This window comes from Corynebacterium sp. HMSC062A03, assembly GCF_001811145.1.
GTDB classification, from domain to species: domain Bacteria; phylum Actinomycetota; class Actinomycetes; order Mycobacteriales; family Mycobacteriaceae; genus Corynebacterium; species Corynebacterium aurimucosum.
Map to the genome: position 1 here is coordinate 1 of NZ_KV803648.1, position 17,024 is coordinate 17,024.

Sequence of the window (17,024 nt, forward strand, 5' to 3'; positions counted from 1 at the left end):
GGAAAAGAAGGAAGAACCCAAGGCTGAAGAGAAGAAGGAAGCGTCGAAGGCAGAAGAGAAGAAGCCTGCTGCTTCCCAGTCCTCCGAGCCGAAGACTTCTGAGACTTCCACCAAGGTCAACAACGGCGATAACGTCCCGTACGTGACCCCGCTGGTGCGCAAGCTGGCTGAGAAGCACGGCGTTGACCTGTCCACCGTCTCCGGCACTGGCGTCGGTGGCCGCATCCGCAAGCAGGACGTCCTGGCCGCTGCTGGCGAGGGCGAGGCACCGGCTTCCTCCGCTAGCGCTTCCTCCAGCAACCCGCGTGCTCGCTGGTCCACCAAGTCCGTGGATCCGGAGAAGCAGGAGCTCATCGGCACCACCCAGAAGGTCAACCGTATCCGCGAGATCACGGCGTCCAAGATGGTTGAGGCCCTCCAGATCTCCGCTCAGCTGACCCACGTCCAGGAAGTCGATATGACCGCCATCTGGGATATGCGCAAGCAGTCCAAGCAGGCGTTCATTGACAAGTACGAGGCCAACCTCTCCTTCCTGCCGTTCATCGTGAAGGCAACCGTCGAGGCTCTGGTCTCCCACCCGAACGTCAACGCGTCCTACAACCCGGAGACCAAGGAGATGACCTACCACGCTGACGTCAACGTGGCCATCGCCGTAGATACTCCGCGCGGCCTGCTGACCCCGGTCATCCACAAGGCTCAGGAGCTGACGCTGCCGGAGATTGCCCAGAAGATCGCCGAGCTGGCTGACAAGGCACGCAACAACAAGCTCAAGCCGAACGATCTGACCGGTGCAACCTTCACCGTGACCAACATCGGCTCCGAGGGCGCCCTGCTGGATACCCCGATTCTGGTTCCGCCGCAGGCCGGCATCCTGGGCACCGCCGCTATTACCAAGCGCGCGGTCGTCGTCACCGAGGACGGCCAGGACGCGATTGCTATCCGCCAGATGTGCTACCTGCCGTTCACCTACGACCACCAGGTGGTCGATGGTGCCGACGCTGGTCGCTTCATCACGACCATCAAGGACCGCCTCGAGACCGCTGATTTCGAAGCCGACCTTGACCTCTAAGTCTTTACAAGACTCCAACTCTTAAGAGGCTTGCTCCCCCGCCACTGCGGCGGGGGAGCTTCGTCGTTTCGCGCACTGTTTCTCTCCTCCAACGCCGCACAACGGGCCAGGGCGGCCCAGCGACAAGCGCTCTCATGTCAGCACCCCGCCTACCTGACGAAGTTTGCCGCAGATCCTGCGGCGAGTTCAATAACTTTGGCAGATAGGCACCTTCCGAGCCCCGCCGCTGCGTTTCCATGCCTAACTGTGACTCAGCACACTAGACTGTGGCGCATGGTTTCTCAGAAGTGGTTCCGTGCCGCTTTAGGTATGTTCCTCGTCGCCTGCGGCGCCAATCTCTTCGCACCTATGGTCGTGGTCTACCAAGTCACCACCTCGCTGGGGGTTCTGCAGACGACCTTCCTCTTCGGCATCTATGCCCTCGGCATCATGGTGGCTCTCTTCATTGGCGGCCCGCTTTCGGATTCGCTGGGGCGCCGCGCCGTCATGCGCCCAGCCGTCCTCACCACCACTGCTGGCTCACTGGTCTTCCTCGCTGGCGCAGGCGGCGCCTTCCTCCCCTTGTTGATTGGCCGCCTGTGTGCCGGGGCTGCGGTGGGACTGGCCATGTCTTCCGGCGCTGCGTGGATCAAGGAGCTCAGCACCCACCTCAGCGTGGGCGCCAAGCGTTCATCCGTCGCTCTGTCGGCCGGCTTCGCCTCCGCGCCTGGAGTCGCTGGCATCGCCGCGGAATTCCTTCCCTGGCCCACCGTCCTGCCTTATCTATTACACATCGCACTTGCCCTCGTCGTGGTCCCACTCGTGTGGACGGTGCCCGAAAAGCGAACCAGAACACCGCAGACGCAGCGGCGCGCCTTCATACCGACAAGCCTGATTACTCCTAGCTACCTACCCGTCGTGGCCTACGCGCCGTGGGTCTTCGGCTCCGCCACCACCGCTTTCGTGTTCCTGCCCGCACAGCTCAGTGAGCATCTGCGCCACCCCATTCTCTTCGCCGGATTGTGTGCGCTGCTCACCATGGGCAGCGGCGTGGTCATCCAACAGCTGGCGGGACGTATCCGGGTTAACGCCTTCCACGGCATGGTGCTGGCCGCACTAGGCATGGTGCTGTGTCTCATCGTCGTCGTGTCAGCACACCACGGCTGGGCAGTATTCCTCCTGCCTCTCGCAGCCATTATCATGGGTAGCTCCTATGGAATTGGCATGCTCAGCGGGCTCGCAGAAACCCAAGCCATCGCCGACCCAGCGGAGCTCGGGGCAGCAACGGGGGTGTTTTATTCGCTAACTTATCTAGGCTTCTTTGCCCCCTTCATCCTCTCCCTTTTGGGCCCTATCACAGGCTATTCCACCGCCTTCATCATTGGACTCGCGGTCGCGGCGCTGACTGCCGTGCCGCTGCATCTCCGAATCAGGGGTAACCGGGGTTAATGTCATGGCATACGCCTTATACTTGGGGCAGTTTAGGTCACACAAACTAACGCCACGAAGGAGATTCACCATATGGATTTCATCTCTCGTCACCTCGGCCCGGATGCAGCCGAGCGTGAGACGATGCTCAAGGCAGTGGGCTATGACAGCGTGGACGCGCTGGTCGATGCCGCCTTGCCTACCTCTATCCGCGCCACTGAGGCGCTGAACCTTCCGGAGGCCTTGAGCGAAGATGACGCGCAGGCGAAGCTGCGCGAGTACGCCTCCCAGAACGTCGTGCTGAAGTCCTTCTATGGCCAGGGTTACTCCGATACCCTCACCCCAGCGGTCATTCGCCGCGGTCTGCTGGAAGATGCCGGCTGGTACACCGCCTACACGCCCTACCAGCCGGAGATTTCGCAGGGTCGTCTCGAAGCCCTGCTGAACTTCCAGACCATGATTGAGTCCCTGACCGGCCTTCCTATCGCCAACGCCTCGCTTCTCGACGAAGCCTCTGCCACCGCCGAAGCCGTCGGCCTGATGGCCCGAGCGGTCAAGAAGGGCCGCCGCGTGCTGTTGGATTCGCGCTTGCACCCGCAGGTGCTGGCCGTGGCCGCCGAGCGCGCCCGGGCCATCGAGCTGGAGGTCGAGATTGCTGATGTCCGCGATGGCATCGTCGGCGAAGACCTCGTCGGTGCAGTTCTGGCCTACACGGGAACCGAGGGCGATATCGTCGACCCTCGCGCCGCCATCGAGGAGCTGCACACCCGCGGCGCCCTAGCTGCCGTCGTGGCTGACCCGCTGTCGCTGCTCCTTCTGGAAGCCCCGGGGTCGATGGGGGCAGATGTTGTCCTCGGCTCCTCGCAGCGCTTCGGTGTCCCACTCTTCTTCGGCGGCCCGCACGCAGCCTTCATGTCCGTCACGGATAAGCTCAAGCGCCAGCTGCCGGGCCGCATCGTGGGCGTGTCCAAGGACGCTGCCGGCCGCCCCGCTTACCGCCTGGCGCTGCAGACCCGCGAGCAGCACATCCGCCGCGAGCGCGCCACCTCCAATATCTGTACTGCCCAGGCCCTCCTGGCCAACGTGGCCTCCATGTACGCGGTCTACCATGGCCCGAAGGGGCTGAAGGAAATTGCCCAGCGCGTGCATGACCGCGCTTCTGCTTTCGCCGCGGCAGTCACCGGCGCAGGCAAGGAGATTGTCTCCCGCGACTTCTTCGACACCGTCACCGTCACCGGCGTGGATGCCGCCGCTATCAAGACCCAGCTGCAGGAACAGGGCTACCTGGTGCGCGTCATCGGAGCGGATAATGTTTCTGTTTCCTTCGGCGAGTCCGCCACCCTTGAGGACGTCAACACCTTGGCCGCTGCCTTCGACGCCGCGGACTCCGCTGCGGCGACCGCCGCCTCTTTCGAGATTCCGTCCTCCGTCCAGCGCTCCGAGGAGCCGCTGCAGCACGAGATCTTCAACTCCATCCACTCCGAGACCCAGATGCTGCGCTACCTGCGCACCCTGGCGGATAAGGACTTAGCACTCGACCGCACGATGATCCCGCTGGGCTCGTGCACGATGAAGCTCAACCCCACCTCCGCCATGGAACCCATCTCTTGGCCGGAGTTCGCGGGCATTCACCCCTATGCCCCGGAGGAAACCACCGCTGGCTGGCGCGCGCTGATCGACGAGCTCGAGTCCTGGCTCGCCGAAATCACCGGCTACGCGCAGGTTTCCATCCAGCCAAATGCTGGTTCCCAAGGCGAGCTGGCAGGCCTGTTGGCCATCCGCCGCTACCACGTGGCCAACGGCGACCATGGCCGCGATGTCATCCTCATCCCTGCCTCGGCACACGGCACCAACGCCGCGTCGGCGACGTTGGCCAACCTGCGCGTTGTAGTGGTCAAGACCGCTGACGACGGCTCCATTGATGTTGCTGACCTCGACGCCAAGCTCGAGCAGCACGGCGAGCACGTCGCCGGCATCATGATTACCTACCCCTCCACCCACGGCGTCTTCGACCCGGAAGTACGCGAGGTCTGCGACAAGGTCCACGCAGCCGGCGGCCAGGTCTACATCGACGGCGCGAACATGAACGCGCTGGCCGGTTGGGCCCGTCCGGGTGCTTTCGGTGGCGATGTCTCCCACCTCAACCTGCACAAGACTTTCACCATCCCGCACGGCGGAGGTGGCCCGGGCGTGGGCCCGGTGGGCGTCGCCAAGCACTTGGTACCTTTCCTGCCGACGGATGCCAACGATCCCCAGCTGGATCCTGCGCAGCCGGCTGTGGAGGGCACCGGCGTGCCGTCCACAGCATCGCGCTACGGCTCGGCCGGCGTGCTGCCAATTTCCTGGTCTTATCTGGCCATGGTGGGCTCGCAAGGGCTCACGGAGGCCACGAGCCATGCCATCCTCGGCGCGAACTACCTGGCGCAGAGCCTGAAGGATTCCTTCCCCGTTCTCTACACGGGTAATGCCGGCCTGGTGGCGCATGAATGCATCTTTGACCTGCGCGAGCTGACCGACGCCTCCGACGTCACCGCCGCTGATGTGGCCAAGCGCCTCGTGGACTACGGCTTCCACGCGCCGACCCTGTCCTTCCCGGTGGCCGGCACCCTCATGGTGGAGCCGACCGAGTCCGAGGACCTAGGTGAGCTGGACCGCTTCATCGAAGCCATGCGTTCCATCCGCGCCGAAATCCAGGAGATCATCGACGGCAAGGTGGCCTACGAGGACTCCGTCATCCACCACGCGCCGTTCAACGCCGAATCCGTCGCTGCCGACGAGTGGAACTATGCCTTTAGCCGCCAGCAGGCTGCCTACCCGGTGACCTCCCTGCGCGCTAATAAGTACTTCCCGCCGGTACGCCGCATCGACGAGGCTTACGGTGACCGCAACCTGGTGTGCACCTGCCCGCCGCCAGAGGCTTTTGACTACTCCGACGACAACCAGGAGGTTTAATCAATGACTGACTACCTGCACTCCCCGTTGCATGCCGAGCACGAGAAGCTCGGCGCTACCTTCACGCCCTTCGGGCCGTGGGAGATGCCGCTGAAGTATGACAACGAGCTTGAGGAGCACCGCGCGGTGCGTAATGCCGCTGGTCTCTTCGACCTCTCCCACATGGGTGAAATCTGGGTCAACGGCTCAGACGCCGCCGAGTTCTTGTCCTACTGCTTCATCTCCAACCTCGCCACCCTCAAGGAGGGCAAGGCAAAGTACTCCATGATCTGTGCTGAGGATGGTGGCATCATCGATGACCTCATCACCTACCGCTTGGAGGAAACCAAGTTCCTCGTCGTGCCCAATGCCGGCAACGCCGACACCGTGTGGGAGGCGCTTAACCAGCGCGCCGAGGGCTTCGACGTGGACCTGAAGAACGAGTCCCGCGACGTGGCCATGATTGCTGTCCAGGGCCCGAAGGCGCTGGAGATCCTCGTCCCTTTGGTAGAGGACACCAAGCAGCAGGCCGTGATGGACCTGCCCTACTACGCCGCGATGACCGGCAAGGTGGCCCGTAAGTATGCCTTCATCTGCCGCACCGGCTACACCGGCGAGGATGGTTTCGAGCTCATCGTCTACAACTCCGATGCCCCGGAGCTGTGGGAAGAGCTGCTCAAGGCCGGCGAGGAATACGGCATCAAGCCCTGCGGCTTGGCAGCGCGCGACTCCCTGCGCTTGGAGGCTGGCATGCCGCTCTACGGCAACGAGCTCACCCGCGATATCACCCCAGTGGAGGCCGGAATGTCCCGCGCCTTTGCCAAGAAGGAGCAGGACTTCGTAGGCGCTGAGGTGCTGCGCCAGCGCGCTGAGGAGGGCCCGCAGGCCGTTATCACCGGACTTGTCTCCTCCCAGCGCCGCGCCGCCCGTGCCGGCTCCGAGGTCTACGTGGGTGAGAACAAGGTGGGCACGGTGACATCTGGTCAGCCCTCCCCCACCCTGGGGCACCCGGTAGCACTCGCGCTCATCGATACCGCCGCTGGACTCGAGCCGGGTGCGGCCGTCGAGGTGGATATCCGCGGCAAGCGCTACCCCTTCGAAGTCTCCGCGCTGCCCTTCTACAAGCGCGATAAGTAAACTCCACTACTGAAGTCAACTACCGAAAGGACACCCCTTCTCATGGCTAATCTTCCTTCCGATTTCTCCTACTCCGAGGACCACGAGTGGATTAACGCCACCGCTGACTCCGTCGTTGGTTCTACCGTCCGTATCGGCATCACCTCCGTGGCCACCGACCGCCTGGGGGAGGTCGTCTTCGCTGAGCTGCCTGCCGTGGGCGATACCGTCGAGCACGGCGAGACCTGCGGCGAGGTCGAGTCCACCAAGTCCGTGTCTGACCTCTACTCCCCGGTCACCGGCACCGTGACCGCCGTCAATGAGGGCGTGCACGATGACTACGCAGTCATCAACAACGATCCCTTCGGTGAGGGCTGGCTCTTCGAGGTAGAGGTCACCGAGGCCGGCGAGCTGATGACCGCCGACGAGTACGCCTCCGCCAACGGCGTTGACTAAAACAACGCTTGAGCAGCGCAGACTCAGCCCCTTTCGGGCTGATATCTCGCGGGGTTTAGGATCGGGTTCATGACTGCTCCCCGCGAACCTTTCTTTCCCGCGGATCGCTCCATCCGCGCGTCCGATAAGCCACTGGAGATCCGCCGCTTGGGCCGCATGGGCTACCAAGAGGCCTGGGATCTGCAGGCTGAGCTCGCGGCGGCGCGGGCGGCGGGTACGCAGGGTGATGTCATCCTCGTGGTGGAGCACCCCAACGTCTACACCGCCGGCAAGCGCACGCAGCCGGAGGATATGCCTGATAATGGCCTGCCGGTCATTGATGTCGACCGGGGAGGACGCATCACCTGGCACGGTGAGGGCCAGTTGGTGGTCTACCCCATTATCAAGCTGGCCGAGCCGGTAGACGTTGTCGATTACGTCCGCCGCCTTGAGGAGGCCATCATCCAAGCCGTCCGCGAACTCGGTGTGAGCACCGCTGGGCGCATCGATGGACGCTCTGGCGTATGGGTTCCTTCCACCACCCAGGCTGCCGACCCAGCCGCCCCGAAGCGCGACCGTAAGCTCGGTGCGTTGGGTATTCGTGTGACCCGCGGCGTGACCATGCACGGCCTAGCGCTCAACTGCACCAACACCTTGGAGTACTACGAGCACATCGTGGCCTGTGGCATCGATGATGCGGATGTGTCCACGCTGTCGCTGGAGCTGGGCCGCCCGGTGACTATGGAGGAGGCAGAAGCGCCGCTTCTCGATGCCCTCCTCAAAGCCCTTTCCGGCGAACTCACCGTGGCCGACCACACCTTTGCCTCGGCCCCTGATCCCATCAAAGTGGCCAACGAGAAGGCCCGCCAAGCCCGCAAAGCCGCGCAAGAAAAGTAGCGGCTACCCTCGGTGGAATAAAGCAACCACCCGCGGGGCTTGTATTAGAAAGAACTAGTTCAACACCTAAAGTGAGGTTTCGTGACTGTTAAGCCTGAAGGACGCAAGATGCTCCGCATTGAGAAGAAGAATGCGGAGTCTCCCATCGAACAGAAGCCGCGTTGGATCCGCAACCAGGTTCGCACCGGCCCTGGGTATGAGGACATGAAATCTCGCGTGTCTGGTGCTTCCCTGCACACCGTGTGTCAGGAGGCTGGCTGCCCCAATATTCATGAATGCTGGGAATCGCGTGAGGCTACCTTCCTCATCGGCGGCGACAAGTGCACTCGCCGCTGTGATTTCTGCGATATCGCTACTGGCAAGCCGGCGGAATTGGACCGCGACGAGCCGCGTCGTGTGGCAGAGAGCATCCAAGAAATGGATCTCAACTACACCACAATTACGGGTGTTACCCGCGATGATCTGCCCGACGAGGGCGCCTGGCTCTACGCCGAGGTGGTGCGCAAGATTCATGAGCTCAACCCGCACACGGGCGTGGAGAACCTCACCCCGGACTTCTCAGGTAAGCCGGACCTGCTCCAGGAGGTCTTTGAGGCCCGCCCCGAGGTCTTCGCTCACAACCTGGAAACCGTGCCGCGCATCTTCAAGCGCATCCGCCCGGCCTTCCGCTATGAGCGTTCGCTCGACGTCATCCGCCAGGCCCACGACTTTGGTTTGATCACCAAGTCCAACCTCATCCTGGGTATGGGCGAAACCGCCGAAGAAATCGAGGAAGCACTGCGCGACCTGCGCTCGGCAGGCTGCGACATCATCACGATTACCCAGTACCTGCGCCCTGGTCCGCGTTTCCACCCGATCGAGCGCTGGGTGCGCCCGGAGGAGTTCGTGGAGCACTCCAAGCTGGCCAAGGAGCTGGGATTCGGCGGCGTCATGTCTGGCCCGCTGGTCCGCTCCTCCTACCGTGCTGGCCGCCTCTACGTGCAAGCCATGGAGGCACGCGGTCTCGAGCTTCCGGAGAACCTGAAGCACCTGGCGGAGACTTCCCAGGGCGCTACCGCCCAAGAAGCTTCCACTCTGCTGGAGAAGTACGGCCCCTCCGAGGAGACCCCAGTGACGACCCGCATGGTCAAGACCCCAGCCGGTGCAGCGAACCGGAACTCGGCGGCGTCCACCATTCGCTAGTTCGATTCTCTTTTTCACCCTCTGACCTCTAAAGTAGGAGCCATGGCTAACGACGACAAGGCATCGCTCAAGGAAGCGAAGAAGCAAGAGCGGGCAGCCAAGCGCGCCCAGCGCAAGCAGAACTGGTCACAGATGTGGCAAGCGTTCAACATGCAGCGCAAGCAGGACAAGGCTCTCATCCCCATCATGCTGGCTGCATTCTTGGGTGTGGGCTTGCTCTTCTTCCTTATCGGCCTGCTCTTCAACGGCCAGTGGTTCATGCTCATCATCGGCTTGGGCCTTGGCGCAATGCTCGCTATGTTCCTGTTCACTCGCCGCCTCGAGCGCGACATGTACAAGAAGGTGGAGGACCAACCTGGTGTCGCCGGTTGGGCTTTGGAGCAACAGCTGCGCAACACCGTGGGCGTGGTGTGGAAGGTCAAGCCGGGCGTGGCGGCGACCCGCCAGCAGGATCTGGTGCACCGCGTGATTGGTAACTCGGGCGTCATCTTCGTCGTCGAAGGTGACCGCAAGCGCGTCGCCCCTACTCTCAACCGTTTGAAGAAGCGCGTTGACCGCCTAGCTGGCGGCGTGCCGGTCTACGAGGTCTTCGTGGGCAGCGGTGAGGATGAGGTGCCGGTGTCCAAGCTGCGCACTCACATCATGAAGCTGCCGCGCAACTACAATAAAAACGAGACCTACGAGAACATTCGCCGCATCGAGGCCATGGATGATCTGCCGGGTACTACTCCGGGTCTGCCGAAGGGCCCGATGCCCCGCCAGGCTCAGAACATGGCGGGCATGAACCGCCGCATGCGCCGCATGCAGGAGCGCAAGGGCGGCAAATAAACCACCTCGTTCCATACCAAAGGGGGTCCCTTCCGAGATTCTCGGAAGGGACCCCTTTTTCATTGGCTTTAAGGACGTCCCTGGGCCTTGTTCCCCGCATTGGCCACAGCAAAATCTTCTGCTCAGCAAGCACCTTCTACTTGGCATCTCCCAAAAGGCATCTACAGCCCTGAAAACGCCATTTGCACAGCCTAAATGGCGTTTTTAATCCTAAAAACGCCATACAACAGATGCCTTTTGTCAGGTGCCATTTGCCAGATACCGTTCGCTGAAAGCCATCCGCTCCCATACCCTGCGCGAAGCTTGTAGTGGATACGACCGGCTGGCGCTGAACAAGCTTTAGGCCATGATGACGGCGGTGCCGGTGGCGCGGTCGTGGAGGCCGCGGCCGTCGGCATCGACCATCGCTGCGGGGAAGAGCACAGCAGTCAGCAGCGTGCGGACCGCGGCCCGCCACAAACCGACAGAGGTACCCGGCACGTCGAGGCGGGCCACGCCCATACCCAGCATGGCCATTCCCGGGGTGCGAGCGAAGAGCCATCCGCACACGATGCCCATGACTACCCACACTGCATAACCCAAGAAGGCTGGGCCGCCGAGCGAATCCGTAAAGAGCTCAAGAAGATTGGCAATGATCATCGCCAAGATCCAGTCAATGAGCACGCCAAGAGTGCGCCGCATTACAGAAGCCAGGGCACCTGGCCCCTCCTTGGGCAAGCCCATTGTTTGCCCAGGCCACTGCCCGTGCTCAAAGCCGTCGTTGTTATCTGCCATGTTCACCAATCTAGCCGTCGGCTCCGCGAAGCAGAAAATTTACATCTAGGTGCCCCAGGCACCCCAGTGAAGCAGCCAATACCTGTAAACTAGTCGGGAGTACTACACGTCAACCAACAGGAGACCACCGTGTCCTTTGAGACAATCCAGGACGTCATCACATTCATCAAGGAAGAGGACGTCAAGTTCGTTGACATCCGGTTTACGGACGTCCCCGGCACTGAGCACCACTTCTCTATTCCGGCCGAGGAGTTTACTGAGGACGCAGCTGCCGAAGGCCTCGCTTTTGATGGTTCTTCCATCCGCGGATTCACCACCATCGATGAGTCCGATATGACGCTGCTGCCGGATCCGAAGACCGCCTTCGTGGATCCTTTCCGCACCGCGAAGACCCTGAACATCAAGTTCTTCGTCCACGACCCGTTTACCCTGGAGCCTTTCAGCCGCGACCCGCGCAACATCGCGCGCAAGGCTGAGGAGTACCTCGCCTCCACCGGCATCGCGGATACCTGTAACTTCGGCGCCGAGGCTGAGTTCTACATCTTCGACTCCGTTCGCTACGGCACCGACGTACACAACGGCTTCTACGAGGTTGATACCGATGAGGGCTGGTGGAACCGCGGTTCTGAGACCAACTTCGATGGCACCCCGAACACCGGTTTCAAGACTCGCGTGAAGGGCGGCTACTTCCCTACGGCGCCCGTCGACAAGCACGGCGAGGTCCGCGATGCCATGGTGGAGCAGCTGCAGAAGGCAGGCTTTGTTATCGAGCGCTTCCACCACGAGGTGGGCAGCGGCCAGAACGAGATCAACTACCGCTTCAACTCCCTGCTGCACGCGGCTGATGATATTCAGACCTTCAAGTACATCATCAAGAACACCGCTGAGCAGTTCGGTAAGTCCGTAACCTTCATGCCGAAGCCGCTGGCCGGCGATAATGGTTCCGGTATGCACGCCCACATGTCCCTGTGGCAGGACGGCAAGCCGCTCTTCCACGATGAGGCTGGCTACGCCGGTCTGTCTGATATGGCGCGTTACTACATCGGCGGCATCTTGACCCACGCACCGGCTGTGCTGGCGTTCACTAACCCCACTCTGAACTCCTACCACCGTCTGGTCCCGGGCTTTGAGGCCCCAATCAACCTGGTGTACTCGCAGCGCAACCGCTCGGCTGCTATCCGTATCCCGATTACCGGTTCTAACCCGAAGGCCAAGCGCATTGAGTTCCGCGCGCCGGATCCGTCGGGCAACCCCTACTTCGGCTTCGCTGCCATGATGATGGCAGGCCTCGACGGCATCAAGAACCGCATTGAGCCGCACGCTCCGGTGGATAAGGACCTCTACGAGCTGCCGCCGGCAGAAGCTGCGTCCATCCCGCAGGCGCCGACCTCCCTGGAGGCCTCCATCGCAGCGCTTGAGGAGGACAACGAGTTCCTCACTGAGGGCGATGTCTTCTCCGAGGATCTCATCGAGACCTACATCAACTACAAGCGTGAGAACGAAATCGCACCGGTCCGCCTGCGCCCGACTCCGCAGGAATTTGAGATGTACTACGACTGCTAAAGGATATGTGGGTATCTGCCCCATTCTTTTAGCACTCAGTGCAAAGACACAACCCACGGTGTCCTTCACGGATTCCGTGGGTTGTGTCATGTTGAGCCCAGCGCGCGGAAACCCAATGGCACAGCTTCTGAAACTAACTACAGGGGCTACCGGCTACGCAGGCTAATGTTCCACCGACTAATGAAGGCGCCCTAATTCAGCGAAGATACCCGAATTAAAGTTGAAAGCCCGCTCTGCCTCCGAGAGCATAGCTTCACGCTGTTCAACGTTTAGCTCCAGGCTATCCACGCGCTCGCGGTATCCCGTACGATAAGGCGGGATTTTTCCAATCGAAGTGAAGTCATAGAAGTTCAGTGCCTCAGGAGGAACTCCGTAATGGGCTCCCAAACGCGCTGCAATCACCTGCCCACCGGAAATATCACCGAGATAGCGCACGTAGTGATGGGCTACCACTTCTACTGGCTTGCCCACAATTTCTTCTAAGCGCGCGCTATAAGTCCTCGTCGCTGGAAGAATGCGAATCTCCTCACGCCAGGTTTCGCCGACGAGCACCTTTAGATCTACCTCCAGAGCTTGACGACGTTCCAGCCGTGGATCCGCTACCGCACCGGCAATGGGAGTAGTCGCCACGCTGCGAACGGCGTTCTCGAGAGCTCCATATACAAACCACAATTGGCCGGCCAAATCAGCCACGGCTGACTTGTCGAGCTCCCCTGACAACAGACGCTGCATGAATGCCGAATTCTCCGCATTCTCATGCGCACGCGCAGTCGCCTCACGCAACGCAACGGACAAAGGTTTATTGAGAGTGGTACTCACTGTTCTTCTCCACGGTGTTATTTAAAAACTACAAATCAGTTGAGGTTAGAAAAACTCAAAATCGAAAATTAAGGGGATTAGGCCGACGTGGGTGTGCGGCGCCAATTCTTATCGGCACCCCACACCCGTTACGTCGCTCTTGAACTGTCAGCGGTGTGCTTTAGCGCTTATCGCTGAAAGAAGGCACGGGCACTGTCAAAAGCACCGGACTTAACAAATGCTTGCCACAGAATTGCGATCATGCTGCCGATAGCCGCAATGCCTAGGAAGTAGTTCCAGAAGTTGGTGGTCTTCGAGCTAGAAGAGGAGCTCTCACCCGAGCTAAGGTTCTTATCTTCCGAAGGCGTCTGGGGCTTCGGCTTCTCCCCCTCGGACGGAACCTGGGGATTCGGCTTCTCCCCGTCGGACGGATCCTTGCCATTGTCCTTCTTCTGGCCACAGCCCGGGGCGAGCTTGAGGGTCAGCTGCGCGCTATCCACCTCGGGGTTGTAGTCATGGCTGTACATACCCATGAACAGGAAGTCAACGCCCTCGACGTCACCAGAATCGTTCGTTCCGGGCTGCCGCTCGTACATAACGTCGGAAGCCGAAAGCGTGAGAGTATCCCCGTCCTTGTTCCACTGTGCCTTACCGTGACCGAATGCCCCTTCACCTGTGCGCTTGTTGGCCTCAACGCGGTCCTCCGGGGTGTACTGCGTCATGTGCTTGCCTTCAACAAAGTAGGCCTCGTAGCCGGAGCCGAGCTGGGCCTTATCGCCTTCGGTCTGCACGAATGGGTTGGTCATCTTGGAGTACAGTGCTCCGTGGTGGCCAGTGAACGTAATCGAAGAATCTTTAGCCTTGATCTTCGATGCAGTCACATTTCCTGCCTCGTCCACCGAGACTGTGGACGCTTCCGGATCGACTTCGAAACCGAAGGTGAAATCACCGCCCGTAGGGTCTCCGTTTTCCTTCACCGCTCCGGTCGTCTCCCAGCCACCGTTAGCAATTCGTCCCTTGATGTAGGAGCGCCAGGAGTGTTTGACACCCCAATTGAAATTGCCGGATTCGATGGTGCAGGATTCTGCTTCTGCCGCGGTAGCCTGCGGCACGGTAATCGCCGTCGCTGCGATAGCGGTCACCAGGATTTTTTTAAACATGGAAGTCCTCCAGTTGATGCGAGAAAAGTGGATTGATTGTGGGCGTGGCGCGCTGCGGTTGCACCTGCAGCTCGTTGACGGAGATTGGCCAGCCGTACACCTCAGACAAGGTGGCGCCGGTAAAAACCTCCGCCACGCGCCCTTGAGCTGCGATCCCCCCGCATGAGACGCACACGATGTGATCGCAATATGCAGCTGCCGCGTTCAGGTCATGGAGCACCACAACTGCGGTTACTCCTGCCTCACGGGACAGGGCTTTTACAGAGCCCAGGAGCTGTTCTTGGTGGCGGATGTCGAGGGCCGCTGTCGGTTCATCCAACAGAACTATCGGTGCATTCTGCGCAAGGACACGTGCAAAGGCCACCCGCGCGCGTTCACCACCGGAAAGCGTGCTGATATCTCTTCCTGCAAGATGAGCAACGCCCGCTGTTTCGAGGGCGGCTTCGATAAACTGATCGTCGAGTTTGGCCTGGGGCGTTCCGCCCCACGGGCGTCGCCCCATCGCTACGACATCGCGTACCAGAAATTCGAAGGACACCGCGACATCCTGAAGCATCACCGCACGTTGACGTGCAAGCTCACGGGGTGGGGCTTTAGGCGACAGACCACCGATGCGAATTTCACCGGAGAAGTCGATATCACCCGCGACCGCACCGAGGACCGTTGACTTCCCTGCACCATTCGGGCCAATCAGACCGGTAACCTCGCCTGGTTGGGCTTTAAAGGTCACGCTGTCAACGAGGGTATGTCCATCCACGTGGACAGTGAGGTTGTCTACGCTCAGCATCAGTGCACCCCCTTTCGCATCATGCGCCGCAACAAGACAAAGAAGGTCGGTCCACCAACGAGAGCGGTAAAAATACCGATTGGGAGGTCTGCAAAGGGAATCAAGGTTCGTGCTGCCACATCCGCAAAGCCGATGAGCACCGCGCCGCCTAGGGCGGATGCAGGAATAAGGATATGGTTTTGCGGTCCCACGATGCTGCGCAACAAATGGGGAACGATGAGCCCGACAAAGCCGATGAGACCAGCGAAGGAGACAGCCGCTGCGGTAAGCACTGCGGATGTCACAATTGCCACTATGCGCAACATAGGCACATCTACTCCAGTGTGTGCAGCGGCGCGTTCGCCCAGCGCAAGAATGTCAAGCTGCCTTCCTAAACACAGGGCTACCGCAAGACCAACGAGGACGACGGGAAGAACTACCCATACGTGCTTCCACTGGGAGCCGTTGAAGGAACCCATCTGCCAGAAAATGATGGCTTCCCGGTTGGCGGTCGGTGCTAGGTACACCATGAAGGAGATGATGGCATTGCACACGGCATTAATGGCGATACCCGTGAGGATCAGGTTAACCACCGTGACGCGGCCATTGTGGCGTGCAAGCTGGTAGATGATGAAGGTAACTAGTAACGCACTTAAGAAAGCCAACGCTGGCGCAGTGAAAGTTCCCGCGAAGGTGAGGTTGAAGACGATCGCTACAGCCGCCCCCACACCTGCACCGGAGGTCACACCGATGATGGATGGCTCCGCCAAAGGATTGGCAAAGATGGCTTGCATCAATGTGCCCGCGACGCCTAGAGCAGCACCTACGAGTAGCCCCAGAACTAACCGCGGTAGGCGAATACTCCAGACCACGCTGGCTGTGAGGGACTCTTGGCTCGGCCCAAAAGCGAGAATCGGGAACAGATCCGAAAGCGAGATGTAGTACTGTCCGAGGACGATCGAGATGAGCCCTGCTAGAACAGCAAGCACTGCTAAAAGTATGAAAACTGATATCCGCTGAGTACGGCGCCGTGTGAAGACGTCGCTATGCATTATCTGGGTCATAGACAGCCTTTGCGAGTTTGACCAACGTCTGACCGGTCATAGGGCCGAAGGCCAAGGATTGACCGTCGGGGATGGTGACGATGCGCTGCTTTTGGCCAGCGATGGTCTGAGCCACACCAGGGCGTTCCAGCAGACCGTCAATTCCCCCTGTGGATTTCAATCCATCGGTCATCATGATGATGACCTCCGGGTTGATGCGGGCCAGCGCTTCTGCATTAGCAGGTTCGGCATAAGAAAGGTGGTTCTCCGCAGCGAGGTCGACTCCTCCAATTCCTTCGATGAGGTCCTGGGCACCGGTCCCCTCCCCCATGATGAAGAACACGCCGCCGTTTCCACGGGCGTAGAGGAAGGCCATACGCATTGGTTCCTCAGGGGCAATGGTCTTAATGGCTTCCTTCGACTCATCAATTTCCTTGATGGAGCGCTCCGCCAGCTTGCGTGCTTCATCTGGGAGCCCCAGGGTGTCACCCAGCGTGATGATGTCTTCGCCCACCGAGTCAATGGTCCGCTGCGGTTCCATGACCACAGTTGTCACACCTGCTTCACGGATCTGATCGATCGCATCACGGGGCCCAATGGAGTGGTCCACGATAACGAGCGTCGGATTAAGCTCTAGAACTGCTTCAACATTGATATTGTGGCCGCCTTCAGTCACGACGGGACGGTCCGCCAGATTCGGCTCAGTGGAAGAGACGGTGCGACCAACGATATTGTCCGCGAGCCCCAATCCACTCAGCGTTTTGGTGTAGGTCCCATAAATATCCAGCGCCAGAATCCGCGAGACGTCCGTGACGGAGACGTCATAACCATCAGCGTCAGTAAGTTCCACTGGAAGTGCAGGCTGGACTTTAGAGCTTACGGGCTCGATATCGGCGAAGTCACTGACCTCGGTAACACCTTCGAAGGAGCGCGGGTCGGAGAGGTCCTGCGGGTCCGGTAGCTGGTCTGTATAGCTTCCTTGCACGCCACAGGCAGTCAAGCCCACGATGCACAGAAGCGGGATAAGGAAACGTAGGAGTAGTTTCACGGCCATC

15 protein-coding genes are annotated in these 17,024 nt (G+C 60.5%); 9 read left to right on the forward strand and 6 right to left on the reverse strand.

Features of this window, described 5'->3' with window-relative positions:
- The 8 genes from sucB to HMPREF2781_RS01960 form a co-directional block, all read left to right on the forward strand.
- The coding region (sucB, locus tag HMPREF2781_RS01925) for a 2-oxoglutarate dehydrogenase, E2 component, dihydrolipoamide succinyltransferase (RefSeq protein ID WP_070643916.1) at window positions 1-1,069 on the forward strand (1,069 nt) is incomplete at its 5' end.
- A gap of 273 nt (window positions 1,070-1,342) precedes the next feature.
- On the forward strand, window positions 1,343-2,497 hold the full coding sequence (locus tag HMPREF2781_RS01930; protein ID WP_070643919.1) for an MFS transporter: 1,155 nt from the start codon (window positions 1,343-1,345) through the stop codon (window positions 2,495-2,497).
- Window positions 2,498-2,569: 72 nt separating this feature from the next.
- The gene (gene gcvP / locus HMPREF2781_RS01935; protein WP_070447392.1) at window positions 2,570-5,428 is read left to right on the forward strand and encodes an aminomethyl-transferring glycine dehydrogenase; all 2,859 of its coding nucleotides are present in this window, start codon (window positions 2,570-2,572) and stop codon (window positions 5,426-5,428) included.
- A gap of 3 nt (window positions 5,429-5,431) precedes the next feature.
- Window positions 5,432-6,544: a glycine cleavage system aminomethyltransferase GcvT gene (gcvT, locus tag HMPREF2781_RS01940; RefSeq protein WP_070447397.1), complete on the forward strand. Its 1,113-nt coding sequence runs from the start codon at window positions 5,432-5,434 to the stop codon at window positions 6,542-6,544.
- A 42-nt stretch (window positions 6,545-6,586) separates the two neighbouring features.
- Entirely contained in the window at window positions 6,587-6,979 is a 393-nt protein-coding gene (gene gcvH / locus HMPREF2781_RS01945) for a glycine cleavage system protein GcvH (RefSeq protein ID WP_010190598.1), read from the forward strand.
- A gap of 69 nt (window positions 6,980-7,048) precedes the next feature.
- Complete coding sequence (lipB, locus tag HMPREF2781_RS01950; RefSeq protein ID WP_070447400.1) at window positions 7,049-7,855, forward strand: lipoyl(octanoyl) transferase LipB; 807 nt, start codon at window positions 7,049-7,051, stop codon at window positions 7,853-7,855.
- Window positions 7,856-7,963: 108 nt separating this feature from the next.
- A complete protein-coding gene (lipA, locus tag HMPREF2781_RS01955; RefSeq protein WP_070447403.1) occupies window positions 7,964-9,037 on the forward strand; it encodes a lipoyl synthase in 1,074 nt (357 codons plus the stop codon).
- 42 nt (window positions 9,038-9,079) lie between these two features.
- Entirely contained in the window at window positions 9,080-9,865 is a 786-nt protein-coding gene (locus tag HMPREF2781_RS01960; protein WP_070643921.1) for a DUF4191 domain-containing protein, read from the forward strand.
- A gap of 339 nt (window positions 9,866-10,204) precedes the next feature.
- On the opposite strand, the gene HMPREF2781_RS01965 is transcribed toward HMPREF2781_RS01960, so the two are convergent.
- Window positions 10,205-10,639: an RDD family protein gene (locus tag HMPREF2781_RS01965; protein WP_070447409.1), complete on the reverse strand. Its 435-nt coding sequence runs from the start codon at window positions 10,637-10,639 to the stop codon at window positions 10,205-10,207.
- Between the two features lie 129 nt (window positions 10,640-10,768).
- Between HMPREF2781_RS01965 and glnA the strand changes: the two genes are divergently transcribed.
- The gene (glnA, locus tag HMPREF2781_RS01970; protein ID WP_070447412.1) at window positions 10,769-12,202 is read left to right on the forward strand and encodes a type I glutamate--ammonia ligase; all 1,434 of its coding nucleotides are present in this window, start codon (window positions 10,769-10,771) and stop codon (window positions 12,200-12,202) included.
- A 177-nt stretch (window positions 12,203-12,379) separates the two neighbouring features.
- On the opposite strand, the gene HMPREF2781_RS01975 is transcribed toward glnA, so the two are convergent.
- From HMPREF2781_RS01975 to HMPREF2781_RS01995, 5 genes are all read right to left on the reverse strand, one after another.
- The gene (locus HMPREF2781_RS01975) at window positions 12,380-13,021 is read right to left on the reverse strand and encodes a biliverdin-producing heme oxygenase (RefSeq protein ID WP_070447415.1); all 642 of its coding nucleotides are present in this window, start codon (window positions 13,019-13,021) and stop codon (window positions 12,380-12,382) included.
- A gap of 167 nt (window positions 13,022-13,188) precedes the next feature.
- Window positions 13,189-14,160: an HtaA domain-containing protein gene (locus tag HMPREF2781_RS01980; RefSeq protein WP_070447417.1), complete on the reverse strand. Its 972-nt coding sequence runs from the start codon at window positions 14,158-14,160 to the stop codon at window positions 13,189-13,191.
- The gene (locus HMPREF2781_RS01985; protein WP_070447420.1) at window positions 14,153-14,947 is read right to left on the reverse strand and encodes an ABC transporter ATP-binding protein; all 795 of its coding nucleotides are present in this window, start codon (window positions 14,945-14,947) and stop codon (window positions 14,153-14,155) included. The genes HMPREF2781_RS01980 and HMPREF2781_RS01985 overlap by 8 nt, the downstream gene beginning before the upstream one ends.
- On the reverse strand, window positions 14,947-15,990 hold the full coding sequence (locus tag HMPREF2781_RS01990; RefSeq protein WP_070447423.1) for a FecCD family ABC transporter permease: 1,044 nt from the start codon (window positions 15,988-15,990) through the stop codon (window positions 14,947-14,949). The genes HMPREF2781_RS01985 and HMPREF2781_RS01990 overlap by 1 nt, the downstream gene beginning before the upstream one ends.
- The gene (locus HMPREF2781_RS01995) at window positions 15,971-17,017 is read right to left on the reverse strand and encodes a heme/hemin ABC transporter substrate-binding protein (RefSeq protein ID WP_070644054.1); all 1,047 of its coding nucleotides are present in this window, start codon (window positions 17,015-17,017) and stop codon (window positions 15,971-15,973) included. Before HMPREF2781_RS01995 ends, HMPREF2781_RS01990 begins: the two co-directional genes overlap by 20 nt.
- Window positions 17,018-17,024: the final 7 nt, after the last annotated feature.

Excerpts from the sequence above, each read along its gene's own strand:
- HMPREF2781_RS01960 (WP_070643921.1), top strand. The coding sequence starts at position 9,080 with ATGGCTAACGACGACAAGGCATCGCTCAAGGAAGCGAAGAAGCAAGAG.
- lipA (WP_070447403.1), top strand. The coding sequence starts at position 7,964 with ATGCTCCGCATTGAGAAGAAGAATGCGGAGTCTCCCATCGAACAGAAG.
- HMPREF2781_RS01980 (WP_070447417.1), bottom strand. The coding sequence starts at position 14,160 with ATGTTTAAAAAAATCCTGGTGACCGCTATCGCAGCGACGGCGATTACC.
- lipB (WP_070447400.1), top strand. The coding sequence starts at position 7,049 with ATGACTGCTCCCCGCGAACCTTTCTTTCCCGCGGATCGCTCCATCCGC.
- HMPREF2781_RS01965 (WP_070447409.1), bottom strand. The coding sequence starts at position 10,639 with ATGGCAGATAACAACGACGGCTTTGAGCACGGGCAGTGGCCTGGGCAA.
- gcvH (WP_010190598.1), top strand. The coding sequence starts at position 6,587 with ATGGCTAATCTTCCTTCCGATTTCTCCTACTCCGAGGACCACGAGTGG.
- gcvT (WP_070447397.1), top strand. The coding sequence starts at position 5,432 with ATGACTGACTACCTGCACTCCCCGTTGCATGCCGAGCACGAGAAGCTC.
- HMPREF2781_RS01930 (WP_070643919.1), top strand. The coding sequence starts at position 1,343 with ATGGTTTCTCAGAAGTGGTTCCGTGCCGCTTTAGGTATGTTCCTCGTC.
- HMPREF2781_RS01985 (WP_070447420.1), bottom strand. The coding sequence starts at position 14,947 with ATGCTGAGCGTAGACAACCTCACTGTCCACGTGGATGGACATACCCTC.
- gcvP (WP_070447392.1), top strand. The coding sequence starts at position 2,570 with ATGGATTTCATCTCTCGTCACCTCGGCCCGGATGCAGCCGAGCGTGAG.
- HMPREF2781_RS01990 (WP_070447423.1), bottom strand. The coding sequence starts at position 15,990 with ATGACCCAGATAATGCATAGCGACGTCTTCACACGGCGCCGTACTCAG.